The organism is Pseudonocardia sp. (assembly GCF_035305885.1).
Taxonomy (GTDB): Bacteria; Actinomycetota; Actinomycetes; order Mycobacteriales; family Pseudonocardiaceae; genus Pseudonocardia.
Map to the genome: position 1 here is coordinate 32227 of NZ_DATGOP010000020.1, position 18860 is coordinate 51086.

At 73.6% G+C, this 18860-nt stretch carries 17 protein-coding genes; 6 read left to right on the forward strand and 11 right to left on the reverse strand.

Annotated features, from left to right (window positions below; translation table 11 throughout):
* Positions 1 to 3 precede the first annotated feature (3 nt).
* From VKZ81_RS03370 to VKZ81_RS03385, 4 genes are all read left to right on the forward strand, one after another.
* Positions 4 to 1215, forward strand: a complete 1212-nt coding sequence (locus VKZ81_RS03370; protein ID WP_324239900.1) for a DUF1565 domain-containing protein — start codon at positions 4 to 6, stop codon at positions 1213 to 1215.
* A 98-nt stretch (positions 1216 to 1313) separates the two neighbouring features.
* Positions 1314 to 1811, forward strand: a complete 498-nt coding sequence (locus VKZ81_RS03375; protein ID WP_324239901.1) for a CAP domain-containing protein — start codon at positions 1314 to 1316, stop codon at positions 1809 to 1811.
* A 51-nt stretch (positions 1812 to 1862) separates the two neighbouring features.
* Positions 1863 to 2321, forward strand: coding sequence for an AraC family transcriptional regulator (locus tag VKZ81_RS03380; protein ID WP_324239902.1), 459 nt, complete (start codon positions 1863 to 1865; stop codon positions 2319 to 2321).
* Positions 2322 to 2330: 9 nt separating this feature from the next.
* Positions 2331 to 2759, forward strand: a complete 429-nt coding sequence (locus VKZ81_RS03385; protein ID WP_324239903.1) for a VOC family protein — start codon at positions 2331 to 2333, stop codon at positions 2757 to 2759.
* A gap of 3 nt (positions 2760 to 2762) precedes the next feature.
* Here VKZ81_RS03385 and VKZ81_RS03390 read toward each other — a convergent pair whose 3' ends face one another.
* The 10 genes from VKZ81_RS03390 to VKZ81_RS03435 all read right to left on the reverse strand — a co-directional run bounded on the left by VKZ81_RS03390 (position 2763) and on the right by VKZ81_RS03435 (position 13819).
* Positions 2763 to 3368 carry a TetR/AcrR family transcriptional regulator gene (locus VKZ81_RS03390; RefSeq protein WP_324239942.1) on the reverse strand — a complete coding sequence of 202 codons (606 nt, stop codon included), beginning with the start codon at positions 3366 to 3368 and terminating at the stop codon, positions 2763 to 2765.
* Between the two features lie 34 nt (positions 3369 to 3402).
* Positions 3403 to 4266, reverse strand: a complete 864-nt coding sequence (gene couO, locus VKZ81_RS03395) for a 4-hydroxyphenyl-beta-ketoacyl-CoA hydrolase (protein ID WP_324239904.1) — start codon at positions 4264 to 4266, stop codon at positions 3403 to 3405.
* 11 nt (positions 4267 to 4277) lie between these two features.
* On the reverse strand, positions 4278 to 5180 hold the full coding sequence (locus VKZ81_RS03400) for a 3-hydroxyacyl-CoA dehydrogenase NAD-binding domain-containing protein (protein ID WP_324239905.1): 903 nt from the start codon (positions 5178 to 5180) through the stop codon (positions 4278 to 4280).
* Complete coding sequence (locus VKZ81_RS03405) at positions 5177 to 7081, reverse strand: acetoacetate--CoA ligase (protein WP_324239906.1); 1905 nt, start codon at positions 7079 to 7081, stop codon at positions 5177 to 5179. The genes VKZ81_RS03400 and VKZ81_RS03405 overlap by 4 nt, the downstream gene beginning before the upstream one ends.
* Positions 7078 to 7827: a crotonase/enoyl-CoA hydratase family protein gene (locus VKZ81_RS03410; protein ID WP_324239907.1), complete on the reverse strand. Its 750-nt coding sequence runs from the start codon at positions 7825 to 7827 to the stop codon at positions 7078 to 7080. The genes VKZ81_RS03405 and VKZ81_RS03410 overlap by 4 nt, the downstream gene beginning before the upstream one ends.
* A gap of 85 nt (positions 7828 to 7912) precedes the next feature.
* Positions 7913 to 9454: an acyl-CoA synthetase gene (locus VKZ81_RS03415; protein ID WP_324239908.1), complete on the reverse strand. Its 1542-nt coding sequence runs from the start codon at positions 9452 to 9454 to the stop codon at positions 7913 to 7915.
* A 101-nt stretch (positions 9455 to 9555) separates the two neighbouring features.
* On the reverse strand, positions 9556 to 10767 hold the full coding sequence (locus VKZ81_RS03420) for a cytochrome P450 (protein WP_324239909.1): 1212 nt from the start codon (positions 10765 to 10767) through the stop codon (positions 9556 to 9558).
* Positions 10764 to 12077, reverse strand: coding sequence for an MFS transporter (locus VKZ81_RS03425; RefSeq protein ID WP_324239910.1), 1314 nt, complete (start codon positions 12075 to 12077; stop codon positions 10764 to 10766). The genes VKZ81_RS03420 and VKZ81_RS03425 overlap by 4 nt, the downstream gene beginning before the upstream one ends.
* Positions 12078 to 12162: 85 nt before the next feature.
* Positions 12163 to 13137 (reverse strand): PaaX family transcriptional regulator, encoded by a 975-nt coding sequence (locus tag VKZ81_RS03430; RefSeq protein WP_324239911.1) that lies wholly within the window; start codon positions 13135 to 13137, stop codon positions 12163 to 12165.
* Between the two features lie 22 nt (positions 13138 to 13159).
* The gene (locus VKZ81_RS03435) at positions 13160 to 13819 is read right to left on the reverse strand and encodes a response regulator transcription factor (protein WP_324239912.1); all 660 of its coding nucleotides are present in this window, start codon (positions 13817 to 13819) and stop codon (positions 13160 to 13162) included.
* Positions 13820 to 13964: 145 nt separating this feature from the next.
* Here VKZ81_RS03435 and ligM point away from each other — a divergent pair, with 145 nt between their 5' ends.
* Both ligM and mdlC read left to right on the forward strand, forming a co-directional pair.
* On the forward strand, positions 13965 to 15368 hold the full coding sequence (gene ligM, locus VKZ81_RS03440) for a vanillate/3-O-methylgallate O-demethylase (RefSeq protein ID WP_324239913.1): 1404 nt from the start codon (positions 13965 to 13967) through the stop codon (positions 15366 to 15368).
* Positions 15369 to 15462: 94 nt separating this feature from the next.
* The gene (gene mdlC / locus VKZ81_RS03445; protein WP_324239914.1) at positions 15463 to 17064 is read left to right on the forward strand and encodes a benzoylformate decarboxylase; all 1602 of its coding nucleotides are present in this window, start codon (positions 15463 to 15465) and stop codon (positions 17062 to 17064) included.
* Positions 17065 to 17506: 442 nt separating this feature from the next.
* Here the strand turns inward: mdlC and VKZ81_RS03450 are convergent, their stop codons facing one another.
* Positions 17507 to 18808 carry an MFS transporter gene (locus VKZ81_RS03450; protein WP_324239915.1) on the reverse strand — a complete coding sequence of 434 codons (1302 nt, stop codon included), beginning with the start codon at positions 18806 to 18808 and terminating at the stop codon, positions 17507 to 17509.
* Positions 18809 to 18860: the final 52 nt, after the last annotated feature.

An 18860-nucleotide genomic window follows, 5' to 3' on the forward strand; every position in this document is an offset into this window, starting at 1 on the left:
CCGATGGCGTCACGGTCCCGCCAGTGGCGCAACGTGGCGCTCGGCGCCGCAGTGGCAGCAGCGGTGCTCGTCGTCGTGCTGGTCGTCGTCCTGCCCGGGTCGACCCCGCCGCCGGGGCCGACCCCACCCCCACCGGCACCGGCCGGGGTGCAGCTCTACGTCGACCCCGCGGGCAACGACGCGGGCGACGGCTCCCAGGCCAGGCCGTTCCGCACGATCCAGAAGGCCCTCGACCGCGCACAGCCCGGCACCACGATCAACCTGGCGCCCGGCGAGTACCGCGAGCAGATCGCCACGCAGCGCGACGGGCGGCCGGACGCGCCGATCACGATCAAGGGCCCGGAGACCGGGCAGGACCCGTCCGGCCGCTACCAGGCCACGCTGTACGGCACCGGCCGCATCATCAGCGTCGACCACAGCTACCACGTCTTCGAGGGCTTCACGATCGACGGCCAGGAGAAGCTCAAGGGCCGCGAGTTCCCCACCGACCTCGAGGAGATCACCGCGTTCAAGCGCAGCGTGGCCCGCGACGTCGAGGACGGGCGGCTCATCTACATCGGCGCGTCGGACGAGTCGCGCGACATCACCGGGGTCGAGATCCGCAACATGTTCCTCACCAGCGCGGGCGGTGAGTGCGTGCGGCTGCGCAACAACGCGCACGACAACGTCATCGCCGACTCGGTGATCCAGTACTGCGGCATGTTCGGCAAGAAGAGCGACGACACCGACCGTTTCGAGTTCCACAACGGCGAGGGCGTCTACATCGGCACGAGCCCGAAGTCGGACAGCCAGCCGATGCACGAGAACGACACCAGCTCGAACAACCTCGTCACCGGCAACATCATCCGCACGTTCGGCTCGGAGTGCTTCAACGTCAAGGAGAACGCGCACGACAACGTGTTCGAGAACAACGAGTGCTCCGGCAACGTCGAGTCGGCGGAGTTCAACGGCAGCAACATCGAGCTGCGCGGCCACAACAACGTGGTGCGCAACAACACGATCTCCGACTCGGCGGGCGTCGCCATCAAGATCAAGAGCGACGACGAGGAGTACGACAAGGGCGGCAACGTCGTCGAGGGCAACCGGATCTCCGGCATCGCGGCCGAGGCCTTCCAGATCGACTCGGACGCCCGGCAGGGGCAGATGTGCGGCAACGACGTGCAGGTCGCCGACCTCGGCGAGGACGCCCCGCGCACGATCGAGCAGCCCTGCTGACGCCCGACCGGGTGGCGCGGAACCCGTGATCGACACGCCGCGTCACGAGATGCGGCATCGGGCGTATCCCGTTCGCCCGTTCGGGTGTTGTAGGAGGTGTGAAGGAACGCACCAGCGGGGCTGCCCGCCTACCGCTCGTGGCCGCACTCGTCACGGTGGCGTGCACGGTGCCCGCCACCGTGGCCTACGCCGCCGTCCCCTCCTCGGCGTCCTCGTCGACAGCCGCCGACCGCGCCGCCGCTGTCGTGGCCCTGGTCAACGAGGAGCGCGAGGAGGCGGGCTGCGACCCGGTCACCGTCGACCGCCGCCTCACCACCGCCGCCCGGGAGCACTCGCAGGACCAGGCGGAGATGGGCGAGATGACCCACACCGGCTCGGACGGCTCCCGGGTGGGTGACCGCATCACCCGCACCGGGTACGAGTGGCGCAAGGTCGGGGAGAACGTCGCCTCCGGCACCACCTCGGCGGAGCGGGCCATGCAGCTGTGGATGAACAGCGACGCCCACCGTGCGAACATCCTCAACTGCTCGTTCGCCGAGATCGGCGTCGGCTACGCCGACGGCTACTGGACGCAGGATTTCGCCACGCCCCGCTGACCCCCGTCGGGGCGCTCCCGGACCCTCCCGGCACGGCCTAGACTCGCCGCGGTGAGCGCCCCGACCCGTCGGGCCCCCGACGACCTGCTGGTGCACCTGCGCCGCGCCCGCGACCACGTCGACCGCCACTACACCGAGCCGCTCGACCTCTCCTCCATCGCGGCGGTCGCCGGCATCAGCAAGTACCACTTCCAGCGGCTGTTCACCGCGACCTACGGGGTCTCCCCCGCCGAGCACCTGTCCCGGCGGCGCGTCGCGCGCGCCCAGGACCTCCTGCGCGCCACCAACCTCACCGTCACCGAGGTGTGCCACGCCGTGGGCTTCTCCAGCCTCGGCTCGTTCAGCAGCCGGTTCCGGGAGCTCGTCGGGGAGACACCGAGCGCCTTCCAGCGCCGCTGGGCCGCCGTCGGCGCGCCCCGCATCCCCGGGTGCTTCGTGTTCATGTGGGGGCTCGCCGAGAAGCGCGGCTGCGCAATCCAGGAGAAGCCGCGGGCGGGTTCCGGCTCCTAGCCTGAACACATGATCACGAACGTCTCCATCGCCTCCGTGTTCGTCAAGGACGTCGACGCCGCGAAGGCCTTCTACATCGACGTGCTGGGCTTCCAGGAGCACACCGACATCACCCTCGGCGAGGGCTACCGGTGGTGCACCGTGAAGACCCCCACCCAGCCCGAGCTGCAGATCCACCTGACGGTGCCCGGTCCGCCGATCTCCGACGACATGGTCGCCGCGATCAAGCGGGCCCAGGACGCGGGCAACATGTTCGGCCTCGGCGTGAACGTCGACGACTGCCGCAAGACCTTCGAGGAGCTCTCCTCGAAGGGGGTCGAGTTCATCCAGGAGCCGGAGGAGCGCCCGTACGGGGTCGAGGCCGTCGCCCGCGACAACTCGGGCAACTGGATGGTGCTGGTCGAGCCCAGGGAGTTCGCGCCGGGCGACTTCGCCTGACGGTCAGCCCGGGCGGTGGGCGCGCAGCCCGTCGAGGACGACGGCGAGGTTGCGCCGCCACTGGTCGGGGCGGGCGGGCATGCCGAGCGTGCGGTCGGTCGGGACCGCGGTGGCCAGCACGAACGGCACGTCGGTCCAGTCGAGGTCGGCCCGGATGGCCCCGGCCGCCTGAGCGTGCTCGACCAGGTCGCGGACGGCGTCGCGCAGCCGCGAGAGCCGCGGTTCGAGCTGCGGCCCGGCCTCTGCACCGAGCGCCGCGTGCAGGCCGCAGCTGGAGGCGCGCAGCTGCACGAAGTCCTCGGCGAACGCCGCGAACCCGGCCCACGCGTCGTCGGCGCCGCGGGCCTGGACCGCGCGCTGGGTCATGGCGTCGACGGTGTCGACGAGGATCGCGGCGAGCAGCGCGTCGAGGGACGGCACCCGCCGGTAGACGGTGCCGAGCCCGACCCCGGCGCGGCGGGCGACGTCGCGGGTCGTCACCCCGAGCCCGACCTCGTCCAGGGCGGCCCTGGCCGCCGCGACCAGCCGCTCGACGTTGCGGCGCGCGTCGGCCCGCAGCTTCGGGCCGGGGCGACCGACGTGCTGGTGAGCCTCACCGGCGACGCGCAGGAGCGGGACCGCACGCTGCGGCTGCTGGGGAAGATCAGCTCAGACCGAGCAGCCGCGCCGCGTTCTCCTTCAGGATCAGCGGCCGCACCTCGTCCTTGATCTCCAGCTCGCCGAGGTCGCGGATCCAGCGCTCCGGGGTGATCAGCGGGTAGTCCGAGCCGAACAGCACCTTGCGCTTGAGCAGGCCGTTCGCCGCCCGCACGAGCTGGGGCGGGAAGTAGCGCGGCGACCACCCGGACAGGTCGATGTAGACGTTGGCCTTGTGGGTGGCGATCGAGATCGCCTCGTCCTGCCACGGCACCGACGGGTGCGCGAGCACCACGGTGAGCTCCGGGAAGTCGGCGGCGACGTCGTCGAGCAGCATCGGCGCCGAGTAGCGCAGCTTGATCCCGCGCCCGCCGGGCAGCCCGGCGCCGATGCCGGTCTGCCCGGTGTGGAACACCGCGGGCACCCCGAGCTCGGCCATCGCCTCGTAGAGCGGGTAGTAGGCGCGGTCGTTCGGCTCGAACACCTGCAGGCTGGGGTGGAATTTGAAGCCGCGGGCGCCCCGCTCGACGAGCCGGCGGATCCGGGCGACCGCCGCCTTGCCCGCGTGCGGGTCCACCGACCCGAACGGGATCAGCACGTCGGCGTGCTCGGCCGCGGCGTCGACGATCTCCTCGCTGGACAGGGCGGGGTGCCCGGTCCCGGCGGTGGCGTCCACGGTGAACACGACGGCGGCCGTGCGGCGGGCGCGGTAGTGCTCGGCGATCGAGCCGACGGTCGGGGTGCGGTCCTGGCCGGCCTTGAAGTAGGCGGCCGAGGCGTCGAGCAGCTCCTGGTCGAGCGCGAAGCAGCCGTGCCCGTCCTGCTCGACGTGCACGTGGACGTCGATCGCGTCCAGGGTGGAAAGGTCCATCTCTCGTCTCCTCAACCGAGCCCGTGCTCGTCCTTGACGGCGAGCAGGGCGCGCAGCGCGGCGTCGCGGCGGGCGGCCAGCTCGGCCCGGTCGGTGCCCGCGAGCTCGGCGGCCACCCCCTCGACGATCTTCGTGGTCAGCTCGGGCGTGAGCGACGGGTCGCCCATGGTTCGCCACCACTCCTCGGTGGGCGGGCCGAGGTGCTCCAGCACGTGGGCGATGCCGCCGGGCCCGCCGGACAGGTCCTGCACGGCGAACGGGCCGAGCAGCGCCCAGCGCAGGCCGGGGCCGTTGGCGATCGCGGTGTCGATGTCGGCCACGGACACGACGCCGCGGTCGACCAGCGAGTACGCCTCCCGCCACAACGCGGCCTGCAGGCGGTTGGCGACGTGCCCGGGCAGCTCGTGGCGCAGCCGGATCGGCTTCTTGCCCAGCGCCGTGTAGAAGTCCACGGCCCGCTGCACGGCGGCCTCGTCGGTGCGCTTGCCCGGCACGACCTCCACGAGCGGGAGCAGGTGCGGCGGGTTGAACGGGTGCCCGACCAGCACCCGCTCCGGGTGCGCGGTGCAGGCGGTCGCGATCTCGCTCGGCAGGAGGCCCGACGAGCTGCTGGCCAGGACCACGTCCGGGCGGGCCGCCGCGTCCATGGCCGCGAACAGGTCGTGCTTGACCTCGATGCGCTCCGGGCCGTTCTCCAGCACGAAGTCCGCGTCGGCGACCGCCTCGGCGACGTCGCCGACGAACCCGAGGCCGCCGCGCACCGGCAGCCCGATCGCGTCGACGTCGGCACGCAGCCGCTCCTCGGCGCCCGGCGCGGGGTCGGTGGCCACGACCTCGTGGCCGTGGGAGAGCAGCAGCGCGGCCCAGCTCGCCCCGATCACGCCGGTGCCGACCACGGCGACGGTGCGGGTCATCGGGCCAGCTCCACGAACGCGTCGAGGGCGCTCGGGTCGGCCAGCACGTCGCGGCTCGCGACCTCGTCCGGTGCGGCGCCGAGCAGGATGCGCTTGGCCGGGACCTCCAGCTTCTTGCCGGTGCGGTTGCGCGGCACCGCGGGCACCGCGACGATCCGGTCCGGCACGTGCCGCGGGGAGAGCGCCGTGCGCAGGGCCGTCGCGATGCGGGCGCGCAGCGGGTCGTCCAGCTCGACCCCGTCCGCCGGCACGACGAACAGCAGGAGCTCGCCCAACCCGCCGTCCGGGTCCTCCAGGTGCACGACCAGGCTGTCGACGACCTCCGGCAGCTCCTCGACCACCGCGTAGAACTCGGCGGTACCCAACCGGACCCCGCCGCGGTTGAGGGTGGCGTCCGAACGGCCGGCCACCACCACCGAACCCGACTCGGAGAAGCGCACCCAGTCGCCGTGCCGCCACACACCCGGGTAGACGTCGAAGTAGGCGGCCCGGTAGCGGGAGCCGTCGGCGTCACCCCAGAACCCGACCGGCATCGACGGCATCGGCTCGGTGATCACCAGCTCGCCGAGCTCGCCGACGATCGGCTTGCCGTCGGGGTCGAAAGCGGCCGCGGCCACGCCGAGCGCGGGCCCGGAGATCTCCCCCTCCACGACCGGCTGCCACGGGCCGCCCTGCACGATGCCGGAGCAGACGTCGGTGCCGCCGCTGCCCACGTTGAGCAGCACGCCCGGGAAGTGCTCGGCCACCCACCGGTAGCCCTCGCGGGGCAGCGGGCTGCCCGCGGCGCCGATCTGGCGGATGCGCGACAGGTCGTGGTCGCGGGTCGGCGCGAGCCCGGCCGCCCGGCAGGCCATCAACCAGGCCGGCGCCGCGCCCATCATCGTGGCCTCGGTCTCGGCGGCGAGCCGCCACTGCCAGCCGACGTCGGGGTGCACCGGGTTGCCGTCGATCAGCACGATGCCTGCGCCCACGAGCAGGCCACCGACGAGCGCGTTCCACATCATCCACGCCGTGGTGGAGAACCACAGCAGCCGGTCGCCCGTGCGCAGGTCCCAGCTCAGGGCGTGGTTCTTCAGCTGCTCGAGCAGCACCCCGCCGTGGCCGTGCACGATCGCCTTCGGCTTGCCGGTGGTGCCCGAGGAGAACAGCACGCAGAGCGGGTGCGCGAACGGCACCGGCTCGAACGCGAGCTCCCCCGGCTCGGCGAGCAGGTCGTCCCATTCCACGGCGTCGGGGATCTGCCCGTCGCCGTAGGGGATGGCGACCACGTGCCGGACCGTGGGCAGCCCGGCGCGCACGGCCGCGACCTCCGCGGTCCGGTCGATGCGCTTGTCGCCGTAGGTGTAGCCGGGTACCGCGAGCAGCACGGCCGGCTCCACCTGCGCGAACCGGTCGACCACGCTCCGCGCGCCGAACTCGGGCGCGCAGCTCGCCCACACCGCGCCGAGGCTCGCGGTGGCGAGGAACGCCACGAGCGTCTCCGGGATGTTCGGCGCGTACGCCACCACCCGGTCCCCCGGGCCCACACCGAGCCGCTGCAGGCCCGCCCGGGCCCGCGCCACCTGCTCGCGCAGCTGCGCGAAGCTGAGCTCCACCCGGTCCCGGGTCTGGGAGTAGGCGATGACCGCGGTGCCCTCGTGGCCGGTGAGGGCGTGCTCGGCGTAGTTCAGCGTGGCCCCGGGGAACCACTCCGCGCCCGGCATCTCGCGCCTGCCGAGCACCGTCGCGGGCGGGGTGTGGAAGCGCACACCGAAGAACTCCGCGATCGCCGACCAGAAGCCGTCCAGGTCCGCCACCGACCACGCGTGCAGCTCGTCGTACGAGGCGAAGTCCCGCCCGCGTGCGGTGCGCAGCCAGTCGACGAAGCGACCCAGCTCGGTGCCCGCGATGCTGCCGGTCACGCCCGTTCCACCTCCGGGCCCCGCACCTTCGCTCCCCGGCCGGCGAGGAACGCCTCCATCCGCGCTTGCGCCTCCGCGCTGCTCGAGGCGACCGCCGCCATCAGCGCCTCCATGAAGAACCCCTCGTCCGGGCCGGTCTCGGCGATCCGCGGCAGGGCCTGCAGCACGGCGAACGTGGTGACCGGCGAGTTCGCGGCCATCTTCTTGGCCAGGTCGAGCGCCGTCGCGAGGCCCTCGCCGGCGTCGACGAGGTAGGTCGACAGGCCGGCGGCCATGCCCTCGTCGGCGTCGAGGACGCGCCCGGTGAGCATCATGTCCGTCATCAGGGCCGTGCCGATCAGCCGCTGCACGCGCACCGCGGCGCCGCCGCCGACGAACAGCCCGCGCTGCCCCTCCGGCAGCGCGTAGAACGTGCTGCGCTCGGCCACCCGGACGTGCGCGGCGCTCGCCAGCTCGAGCCCGCCGCCGACGACGGCGCCCTTGAGCACCGCGACCACCGGCACGCTGCCCCGCGCGATCCGCTCGAACGCGCGGTGCCACATCCGCGAGTGGGCCACCCCACCGAACGCGTCGCGCCCGCTGAGCTCGCCCATGTCGAGCCCGGCCGAGAAGTGCTCGCCCTCGGCGTCGAGCACGACCGCGCGCACGCCGGCGGGCGGCTCGGCGAAGAACTCCTCGATGCCGCGCACGGTGGCGTCGTCGAGGGCGTTGCGCTTGGCGGCGCGGCACAGCCGCAGCACGGCCACGTCCCCGTCCCGCTCGACCTGCAACGTCGGCGGGCGGGAGAAGTTCTCGCACGTGGAATCAGTCGCTGCGTCGCTCACAGCATGATCACTGGGACCTTTCTCCGGCGAACTCCTCCGCCGCGCGGGAGCGCAGCTCGACGCGCCGCACCTTGCCGGTGGCGTTGCGCGGCAGCGCGTCGGCACGGACGAAGTACTTGGGGATCTTGTAGCGGGCGAGGTGGGCCTCGAGGTGCGCGCGCAGCTCCTCGTCGGTGACGGTGGCGCCCGGTCGCAGCTGCACGAACGCCGCGCCGACCTCGCCCCACCTCGCGTCGGGGACGGCGACGACCGCGGCGTCGGCCACCGCGTCCAGCCGCACGAGCACGGCCTCCACCTCGGCCGGGTAGATGTTCTCCCCGCCCGAGATGATCATGTCCTTCACCCGGTCGACGACGTCGGCCCAGCCGTCGGGGGCGACCCGCACCACGTCGCCGGTGCGGAACCACTCCCCGTCGACGAACGCCTCGGCGGTCTCCTCGGGGCGGTTCCAGTACCCGGCGAACACGTGCGGCCCGCGCACGAGCAGCTCGGCGGGCTCGGGGCCGACCGGCACCCGCTCGCCGTCGCGCAGCATCGCGACCTCGGTGGCGAAGTGCGGCACGCCCACCGAGGTCGGCCGGTCGGCGCCCGCACCCCGCGGCACCATGTAGACACCCGGCGCGGCCTCGGTCATGCCGTAGCCCTGCTGCACCTGCACCCCGCGCTCGAGCCACGCGCGGGCGACGCGCTCCTGCACCGGCGAGCCCCCGTAGAGCACGGTGTGCAGGGAGTCGAGCTTCGCGCTCGCCCAGCCCGGGTGCTCGACCATCATCTGCAGCATCGTCGGCACGGCCGAGAAGCTGGTGACGCCCTTCTCGCCGATCCGGGCGAGCACCGCGCCCGCGTCGAAGTTCGCGAGCGGCTCCACGCAACCCCCCTTGAACAGGGTCGGCAGCGTGACCTGGCCCAGCCCGACGCAGTGGAACAGCGGCGAGATGCACAGGGCGTAGTCGGTGCTCAGCACGTCGACGTGGGCGAGCTGGTTGATCGTGTTCCAGGTGAGGTTGCCGTGGGTCAGCACGGCGGCCTTGGGGCGTCCGGTGGTGCCGGAGGTGTAGAGCAGCAGCGCGGGGTCGTCGAGGGTGACCCGCGGCGGGTCGGCGAGCGGCTCCGCGGCCGCGATCGCGTCCTCGTAGTCCGGGCCCACCCGCAGCACCGGCACCGGGGCGGCCGCCGCGGCGACGAGCCGGTCGGTGTCGGCGCTGTGGACCAGCAGCGAGGCGCCGGAGTCCTCGAGCATGTAGCGGATCTCGGCCGCGGCGAGCCGGTAGTTCAGCGGCGTCGCGATCGCGCCGAGGAGCCACGTCGCGAAGTAGGTCTCGAACACGCTGATCGCGTTGACGCCGAGGTAGGCGACCCGGTCGCCGGGCCGGACCCCGCGCGCGGCGAGCACACCCGCCAGGCGCGCGGTGCGCTCGGCCAGCTCGGCGTAGGTGAGCGTGCGCTCGCCCTCGACGAACGCCGGGCGGTCCGGGGCGATGCGGGCCCGCCGGGCCGGCCAGCTGCCGAGCGCCGGAGCGGACGCGTGCCGCAGCGCTGCGGTGTCCATGGGTCCTGGTCCTCCGCCGAATGACAGGCTTCCTGATACAGGGGGCACACTAGTCCGTCCCCGCGGGCCGCGGAAGGCCGCGCGGACGCACGTGGCCGGGGTCACCGGGGGACGAACCGCATCGGCACCGACCGGGTGCCCCACTCCGCCCACCGGGCCATGGTGATCTCGCCGTCGACGGCGAAGGAGCGGGTGCGCGCGAGCAGTTCCTCCAGCGTCATCACCAGCATCATCCGGGCGAGCGGGGCGCCGGGGCAGGCGTGGACGCCCGCCCCGAACGGAATCGCGGCGCGCAGGTTCGGCCGGTCCAGCACGAACCGCTCGCCGTCTTCGAAGACGGCCTCGTCGCGGTTGGCGGAGGTGTAGACCAGCGCGATCGGCTCGTCGGCGCGGATCAGCCGGTCGCCGATCACGACGTCACGCCGCGCCGTGCGGCACATGCCGCGGTAGGGGGTGAACAGCCGCAGGTACTCCTCGACGGCGGCCGGGATGCGGTGCGGCTCGCGGCGCAGCAGCGCCTGCAGTTCCTCGTGCTCGGCGAGGTGGGCGAGCATCGTGCCGATGAACACGCTCGGCGCCACCATGCCCGTGACCAGCAGCTGGCGCACGCAGCCGAGCACCATGTCCGGCGGCAGCGGCCTGCCGCCGGGCCGGGCGGCCAGCAGCGCGGCCGTGAGGTCGGTGTCGGGGTCGGTGCCCTCGGCCCGCCGGGCGGCGATGACGTCCTCGGCGATCTGGTACAGCAGCCGGGAGCCGCGGCGCACCTCCTCGTCGTCGACCACCTGGATCGCGCGCACGTACTCGGCGCTGATCTGCTCGATCCGCTCCGACAGCTCCAGCGGTAGGTGGAAGAACTCGGCGAACACGTGCGCCGGCATGGTCTGGGCGTAGTTCGGGCCGACGTCGGCGCGGCCCGCGTCGATCATCCGCTGCAGGTGCCGAGCGACGTGGCCGCGCACCGCCGGGGCCAGCGCGGCCATCCGGCGCCGGGTGAAGAACCGGTTGATCACCCGGCGGTAGTCGCTGTGCTCGGGCGGGTCGAGGTGCAGCGGCGGCCGCCTGCCGGTGAAGGCGAACTTCGGCACCACGTTCTGCACGCTGGTCGTGAACGTCTCCGGGTCCGACAGCACCGCGACCACGTCGGCGTGGCGGAACAGCGCCCAGAACCCGCCGTAGGTGGCGCTGCGGGCGACCGGGCACCGGGCCCGCAGCTCGGCGTAGGTGGCGTGGGCGCTGGTGAACGTCTCCTCGGCGAGCGGGTCGAAGTCGTGCTCGCCGGGCTCGGCGGGACGCGGGCTGGGCTGCACGGTCATGCGGTGACCGACACCTCCTCTTCCTCGGGGGACGGGCCCGTGCGGGCGGCGAGCAGCCGCCTGCCGAGCAACGACGCCGTGACGGACACCGCCACGAGCAGGGTCACGTAGGCCGCGACGACCCAGGACGCGCCGCCCACGGCCTGCACCAGCAGGCCCGCGATCAGCGGCGTGGTGCCGCCGAGGAGCGCGTCGGAGGTCTTGAAGCTGAACCCGGCGCCGGTGACCCGGTCCTCGGGCTTGAACAGCAGCACGTAGATCGGGACGGAGGACACGACCATCCCGTTGATCGCGATCTGGCCGAGGCACAACGCCACCAGGACGACCGGCAGGACGGCCGAGTCGATCGCGGCGAACAGCAGCCACGCGGCCGCCGCCAGCGCGACGGCGCAGACCCGGTACAGCCGGGCGAGCCCGATCCGGTCGATCCGGCCGAGCAGCGCGATCGCCGCGCCGACCGCGATGATCTGGGCGGTCGTCATCGTGGCGAGCATCGCGCTGCGGTCCAGGCCGGCGTGCTGCACGGCGTAGGACAGCGAGTAGGTGTTGAACAGGTAGATGCCGGTGACGGCGGCGCCGGCGAGGAAGAACACGAGCGCCATCGGGCCGCCGTTGGTGCGCAGCACGCGCGGCAGGTCGGAGGCGCGCCCGGCGACCCGCTCGCGGAACACGGGCGACTCGTCCACCCCGAGGCGCATCCACAGCCCGACCGCGACGAGCACGGCGCTGAACAGGAACGGCAGCCGCCAGCCCCAGGCGAGGAAGGCCTCGCGCGAGAGCAAGGCGGTCAGCGGGAGCACGGTGAGCGCGGCGAGGATCGACCCGATCGGCCCGCCGACGCCGACCGCGCCGCCCCACCGGCCCCTGCGGTGGCGGGGTGCGTGCTCGACGGCGAGCGTCGCCGCGCCACCCCACTCGCCGCCGACGGCGAGGCCCTGCGTGAGCCGCAGCAGGGTGAGCAGGACCGGCGCGGCCACGCCGATCGTCTCGTAGGTGGGCAGCAGGCCGATGCCGATCGTCGCGATGCCCATGAGCAGCAGCCCGGACACCACGACGACGCGGCGGCCGAACCGGTCGCCGATCCGGCCGAACACCAGCCCGCCCAGCGGCTTGGCGAGGAACCCCGCGGCGAAGGTCGTGAACGCGGCGAGCGTCCCGGCCGCGGGGTCGAGGGTCGGGAAGAACAGCTCGTTGATCACGAGCGCGGACATCGTGCCGTAGACGCCGAACTCGTAGTTGGCCAGGCAGATGCCGACCGGGCCGGCGAGCAGGGCCCGCAGCCCGTGCGATGGGGAGGGGGACGTGGGCACGGCAGCCTCCACGGTGAGACGGCGAGCAGGCCTCACACGCTACAGCTGTCCGTCCGGTCGGACAACAAGGTGTTGTCTATTTCCGCTACTGCCTCCCCAGCGGCCCGATCCAGCCGGTCCGCGCGTCCCCGCTCGGCGCGGGCCCGTCGGGCGGCTCGCCGCGGCGCACGTCCTCGCTGGTGCGGTGGGCCGCGAGCGGCGCGAGGTCGGGGGCGTGCCGGGCGAGCAGCTCGGCGAAGCGGCGCTCGGCGAGCGGGCCGAGCCCGTCGTAGATCGTCACGAAGCACTCCCGGGCGGCTGCCCGCGGCCAGTCCGCGGGCAGCACCTCGGCGGGCAGCTCCGGGTCGAGGTCGGGGAACTCCCGCCAGTGCGTCATGAGCCGGGTGCGGCTGGTCAGCGCCTCGGCCGGCCCGACCTCGCCGGCCCGCACCCGCTCGGCCAGCCCGCGGTAGCGGTCGAGGAACTCCTCGTAGCGGGCGCGCAGCGCGTCCAGGTCCCACGCACGCAGCGGGTGCCCGCCCGCCGGGAGCCGCTCGGCGAGCTCGGCGCGCGCCACGGTGGCGGTGTCGATGCCGAGCTCGGCGAGCACGTCGAGGGCCTGGTCGCCGACGTCCCACGGCGTGACCCACACCCCGTCGTACAGCGGGGCCCAGCCCAGCCAGCGCAGCCGCGTGCGCAGCGTCCGGCGCACCTCCCGCTGCTCCTCCGGCACCGAGAACAGCGCGAACGTCCAGCGCCCGTCCCAGGACCGGTCGCCCGCGCCGAAGCGCATCAGCCGGGTGACGTGCCGGATCACCAGCTCGCGGGTGCGTTCGGGCACGCCGTAGGCGGTGGTCCGGCCGGCCCGCGAGGCGACGACGAGCCCCCGGGCGGCCGCCCGCCGGATCGCGGCCCGCGCCGCCGGCTCGGCCAGCCCGAACTCGCCGAGCATCTCGACGAGCGCGGCCGAGGGCAGGTGCTCGGTGCGCCAGAACCAGTAGTCGCCGAGCAGCGTCCCGAGCAGGCGCTGGGAGTGCTGCTGCCCCGGGTCCGACGACTCCTGCACGACCCGGGCGACCACGGCCGGAGTCTAGGGGTCGGGCTCAGCCGGTGGGCGGCACCAGCCCCTCCCGGATCGCGAGCAGGGCCGCCTGGGTACGCGAGGCCAGCCCCAGCTTGCCGAGCAGGTTGCTGACGTGGGTGCGGGCGGTGCGCTCGCTGATCACGAGCTCGGCGGCGATCTCCTTGTTGGAGCGGCCCTCGGCCACGAGCCGCAGGATCTCGCGCTCCCGCTGGGTGAGCGCGCGCAGCCCGCTGCGGGGCGAGCGGATCTCCTGGGCGAGCCTGCGGGCGACGGCGGCGTCGAGGAACACCTCCCCGCGGGCCGCGGCCTGCAGCGCGGCCGCGATCTCCCCCGGCCCCGCGTCCTTGAGCAGGTAGCCCGCCGCACCCTCGCCGAGGGCGGCGTGCACGCGTTCGATCTCGCCGAAGCTCGTGAGCACCACGACCCGGACCGACGGGAACCGGCGGTGGATCTGCGCGATCGCCGACACCCCGTCCATGCCGGGCATCTGCAGGTCCATGAGCACCACGTCCGGCAGCCGCCCGTGCGCCGCGAGCTGAGCCAGCAGGTCGAGCGCCGCCGCCCCGTCGGCCGCCTCGCCCGCGACCTCGACGTCGTCGAGGACGTCGAGGTAGGCGATCACCCCGCGCCGCACCACCGCGTGGTCGTCCACCACCAGCACCCGGATGATCCCGTCCACGGCCCCATCATTCAGGTACGTCAAATGACCCGCTCGGCGGCGTTCCGGTGGCCGGGCCGGTCACGCCATTTCCCCGTGTCCGGGTGGGTACCCCCGTTCCTAGCGTGACTGCAGACCGTAGGGACGAACGACGAGGGTGGCACGCATGAGCGCGAAGAACTGCCAAGAAGTGCTGGACCAGGCGGGAGACATCGTCGACCTGCTGCGCAACTCCCAGCTGGGCGCGTACATCTACCCGGTCGTCCCGGCCGAGTTCACCAACTGGCGCCGCGAGGTGATCGCCTGGCGCGAGACGGCGGTGCTGTTCGACCAGAGCCACCACATGGCCAACCTGTTCATCTCGGGCCGGGACGCGCTGAAGCTGATCACCGACTACGGGATCAACAGCACGGCCAACTTCCGGGTCGACACCGCCAAGCAGTACGTGCCGGTGTCCCCCGAGGGCGGGGTCATCGGCGACGGCATCCTGTTCCGCGAGGCCGAGGACCGGTTCGTCTACGTCGGCCGCGCCCCGGTGGCCAACTACCTGCAGTTCCGGGCCACGCAGGGCTACGACGTCGACATCAAGCTCGACCCGCGCTCGCCGATGCGCCCCTACGGCAAGGCCGTCAAGCGCGACGTGTGGCGGTTCCAGATCCAGGGGCCGCGGGCGTGGGACGTCATCGAGAAGCTCAACGGCGGCCCGGTCGAGCAGACCAAGTTCTTCACCATGGGCCGCATGAAGATCGGCGGCGAGGAGGTCCGCACGCTGCGCCACGGCATGGCGGGCGCCCCCGGCCTGGAGATCTGGGGCCCGTACGACAGCTACGACCGGGTGCGCGAGACCATCCTCGAGGCCGGCCGCGAGTTCGGTCTCGAGCCGTGCGGCTCGCGCGCCTACGCCTGCAACACGCTCGAGTCGGGCTGGATCCCCTCGCCGCTGCCGGCGATCTACACCAGCCCCGGGCTGCGCGACTACCGCGAGTGGCTGCCTGCCGACAGCTACGAGGCCACCAACGCCATCGCAGGCAGCTTCGTGTCGGACAACATCGAGGACTACTACCTCAACCCGTGGGAGATGGGCTACGGGTCGTTCGTCAAGTTCGACCACGACTTCGTCGGCCGCGACGCCCTCGCCGCGATCGAGCCCGAGAAGCAGCGCCGCAAGGTCACCCTGGCCTGGAACGCCGACGACGTGGCCAAGCTGCTGAGCTACCTGGTCACCGACGGCCCCGACTACCAGTTCTTCGACCTGCCCAACGCCAACTACGGGCCGTCGAACTTCGACTCGGTGGTCGACGCCGACGGCAACCTGGTGGGCCTGTCGCTGTTCACCGGCTACAGCGCCAACGAGCGCAAGGTCCTCTCGCTGGCCACCGTCGCCCCCGACGTGCCGCTCGGCGCCGAGGTGCAGGTGATCTGGGGCGAGCCGGACGGCGGCACCCGCAAGCCCACCGTCCAGCCGCACGAGCAGCTCGCGGTGCGCGCCGTCGTGAGCCCCGCCCCGTACGCCGAGGTCGTCCGGGAGAGCTACCGGCCGGGCTGGCGGTCCAAGGCCGCCGCGCAGTGACGCCGGCCGGGTAGCAGCCACGAGCCACCGCCGGCGGGGTCGAGCGCGTCCGACCCCGCCGGCGGGTCGCCACTCCCCACGCCGAGGAGCCCCCGTGCCCACCGTCCGGGACACCGTCCACGACCTGCTGCGTTCCTGGGGCCTGACCACGGTCTTCGGCAACCCCGGCTCCAACGAGCTGCCGTTCCTCGACGGCTTCCCACCCGACTTCCGCTACGTGCTGGGCCTGCACGAGGGCGCCGTGCTCGCGATGGCCGACGGCTACGCGCAAGCCACCGGCCGTCCCGCCCTGGTCAACCTGCACTCGGCCGCGGGCCTCGGGCACGCCGTCGGCAACCTCGCCAACGCCCGCGCGAGCAACACCCCGCTCGTGGTCACCGCGGGCCAGCAGAACCGCACCCTCGTCGGGCTGAACGCCGTGCTCGGCGAGCCCGAGCTCGTGCGGGTGCCCGAGCCGCAGGTGAAGTGGGCGTGCGAGCCCACGACCGCGCAGGACGTGCCGCGGGCGCTGGCCGAGGCGTTCCACCGCGCCGCGCTGCCGCCCGCCGGGCCGGTGTTCGTGTCGCTGCCGATGGACGACTGGGGCCGGCAGGTCGATCCCGCCGCCGTCGCCCGGATCCCGGGGCGGCGGGTGAGCTGGGCCGGCGCGGCCGCCCCCGAGGTGGTCGGCGCGTTGGCCGAGCGGATGGCGGCGGCGCGCACGCCCGCCCTGGTCGTCGGCCCCGAGGTGGACGACGAGCGCGCCTTCGGCCGCGTGGTGGCGCTGGCCGAGCGGTGGCGGGCCGCGGTCTGGACCGCGCCGACGCCACCGCGCTGCCCGTTCCCCACCCGCCACCCGCTGTGGCGCGGCGTGCTGCCCCCGAGCATCGCCGGGGTGTCCGAGCACCTCACCGGGCACGACCTGGTACTCGTGCTGGGCGCGCCGGTGTTCCGCTACCACGCCAACCGCCCCGGCCCGTGGCTGCCCGACGGCACCGAGCTGGTGGCCGTCAGCTCCGACCCGGGCTCGGCGGCCCGGGCCCCGTTCGGCGACGCGCTGGTCGGCGACGTCGCCGCGATCGCGGGCCAGCTGCTCGCCGCCCTGCCCGCCGAACCGGAACGCCCGCCGCCCGCCCCGCGCGGCGTCCCCCACACGGTGCTGCCGGACGAGGGCCCGTTCCCCGCCGACGCGCTGTTCGCCGCGCTCGCCGAGGCGCTGCCGGCGTCCGCGCGGCTGGTCAACGAGTCCACCGCGAACACCACCCAGTTCTGGGAGCAGATCGACCTGCGCGAGCCCCGCTCCCTGCTCTTCCCGGCCGCGGGCGGGCTGGGCTTCGGGCTGCCCGCCGCCGTCGGCATGGCGCTCGCCGACCCGGACCGCCCCGTCGTGGCCGTGCTCGGCGACGGGGCGGCCCAGTACGGCATCACCGGGCTGTGGACGGCGGCGCGGCACCGGCTCCCCGTCACGTTCCTCGTGCTGCGCAACGGCGGCTACGGCGCCCTGCGCGGCATCGTCTCCCAGCTGGGCGTGCAGAACGCGCCCGGCCTGGACCTGCCCGACCTCGACGCCGTGCGCATCGCCGAGGGCTACGGGGTGCCCGGGTGCCGGGTGTCGACCGCGCGCGAGCTCAAGGCGGCCCTCTCCGCGGTCGCGAGCACCGACGGGCCCCGCCTCGTCGAGGTGCCGGTGCCGACGGAAGTGCGCCGGTTCGGCTGACGCCTCCCCGGCCTCGGGCGCGGGCCGCCCCACGAGGTTCCGACGGGTCCGGTCCCCTCGGGGGCCTGCGGAACCCGCTCGTGCCCGTCTTCGTACGCAGCCTCGGTGGGCCTCCTGGCGGCGCCGCGCAGGGTGCGGGGCCGCTCCTCGCAGGTCAAGGCGCCTGGCGGCGTCGGCGACGCGATCGCTTCGACCCTTGACCTGCGACCCGCTGTGGCCCCTTGCGGCAGGCTGTTGCGGGCAGGCCCTGGGGCCCGCCCGATCGGCGCGCGGCGCCGCCAGGAGGCGGTTGCGCGGAACCGGGCCGACCCCGGCCGGCCGCCGCGCACCCTTACCGCGACTCGCGCGCACCCTTACCGCGACTCGCGCGCACCCACACCGCGACTCGCGCGCACCACACCGCGACTCGCCGACACCCGGAGCGCGACTCGCCGGGGTGGGGTCAGTCCGTTCCGGCGGGCAGGGCCTCGGACCTGGCGGGGTGGGCCACCCGCAGCGCGAGGATGCCGATCAGGCTCAGCAGGCAGATGCCGGTGAGGTACAGCGCCACCGCCGTCGACGAGCCGTACGCGGCGAACAGCGCCGTGGCCGCGATCGGGGTGACCGCGCCGCCGATCATGCCGCCGATCTGGTAGGTGATCGAGGCGCCGCTGTAGCGCACGCGGACGTCGAAGATCTCGGTGAACAGCCGCCCCTGCGCCCCGACGATGAGCCCCTGCACGATCGCGGCGACGCAGAACGCGATGAACGCGAGCCCGGCGTTGCCGGTGTCCACGAGCGCGAACATCGGCAGCGGCCACACGACGGCGGTGATCGTGCCGATCACGTAGATCGGCTTGGCTCCGTAGCGGTCGGCGAGCACCGCGGACACGACGATCGTCGCGATCCACACGAGGGTCGACAGCAGGATGAGCGTGAGCAGCAGCGGCCGCGGGAAGCCGACGACCTGGGTGCCGTAGGTGAGCATGTAGACGATCACCGAGTAGCCGATCGCGGGCGGGCCGATCGCGGCGAGGCTCGCGAGCACCACCTTCAGCGGCTCGGTGCGGAACAGGTCGGCCACCGGCACCTTGGCGAGCGACCGCTCCTGCTTCAGCCGCTGGAACTCGGGCGCGTCCTGCAGCCGCCTGCGCACGATGATCCCGACGACGACCAGCACGATGCTGGCGAGGAACGGCAGCCGCCAGCCCCACGCCATGAAGTCCTCGTCGGCCAGCGGGGAGACCGCGAGGAAGGCGATGTTGGAGGTCAGGACGCCGACGGGCACGCCGAACTGCGCGAAGCTGCCGTAGATCGCGCGCCGGGTAGGCGGGGCGTGCTCGGTGGCGATGAGCACCGCGCCGCCCCACTCGCCGCCGACCCCGAAGCCCTGGGCCAGCCGCAGGATCACCAGCAGCAGCGGGGCGGCGAGGCCGATCGACTCGAACGTGGGCAGGACGCCGATCAGGAACGTCGCGCCGCCGGTGAGCAGCAGCGTGAGCACGAGCATCGACTTGCGGCCGAGCCGGTCTCCGAAGTGCCCGATCACGGCGGCGCCCAGCGGGCGGGCGATGAACCCCACCGCGAACGTCGCGAACGCCGCGAGCGTGCCCGCCGCCGGCGAGAAGTCCGGGTAGAACAGCTGCCCGAACACCAGCGCCGCGGCGGTGCCGAAGATGTAGTAGTCGTACCACTCGATCGACGTCCCGATGAAGCTCGCGACGAAGATGCTCCTACGGGACGGGGTCGTGGCGGGTGCTGTCACTGCTGCGCACTCCTTCGGACGCGGGGTGGGGCGATACAAACAGGGCGACGGG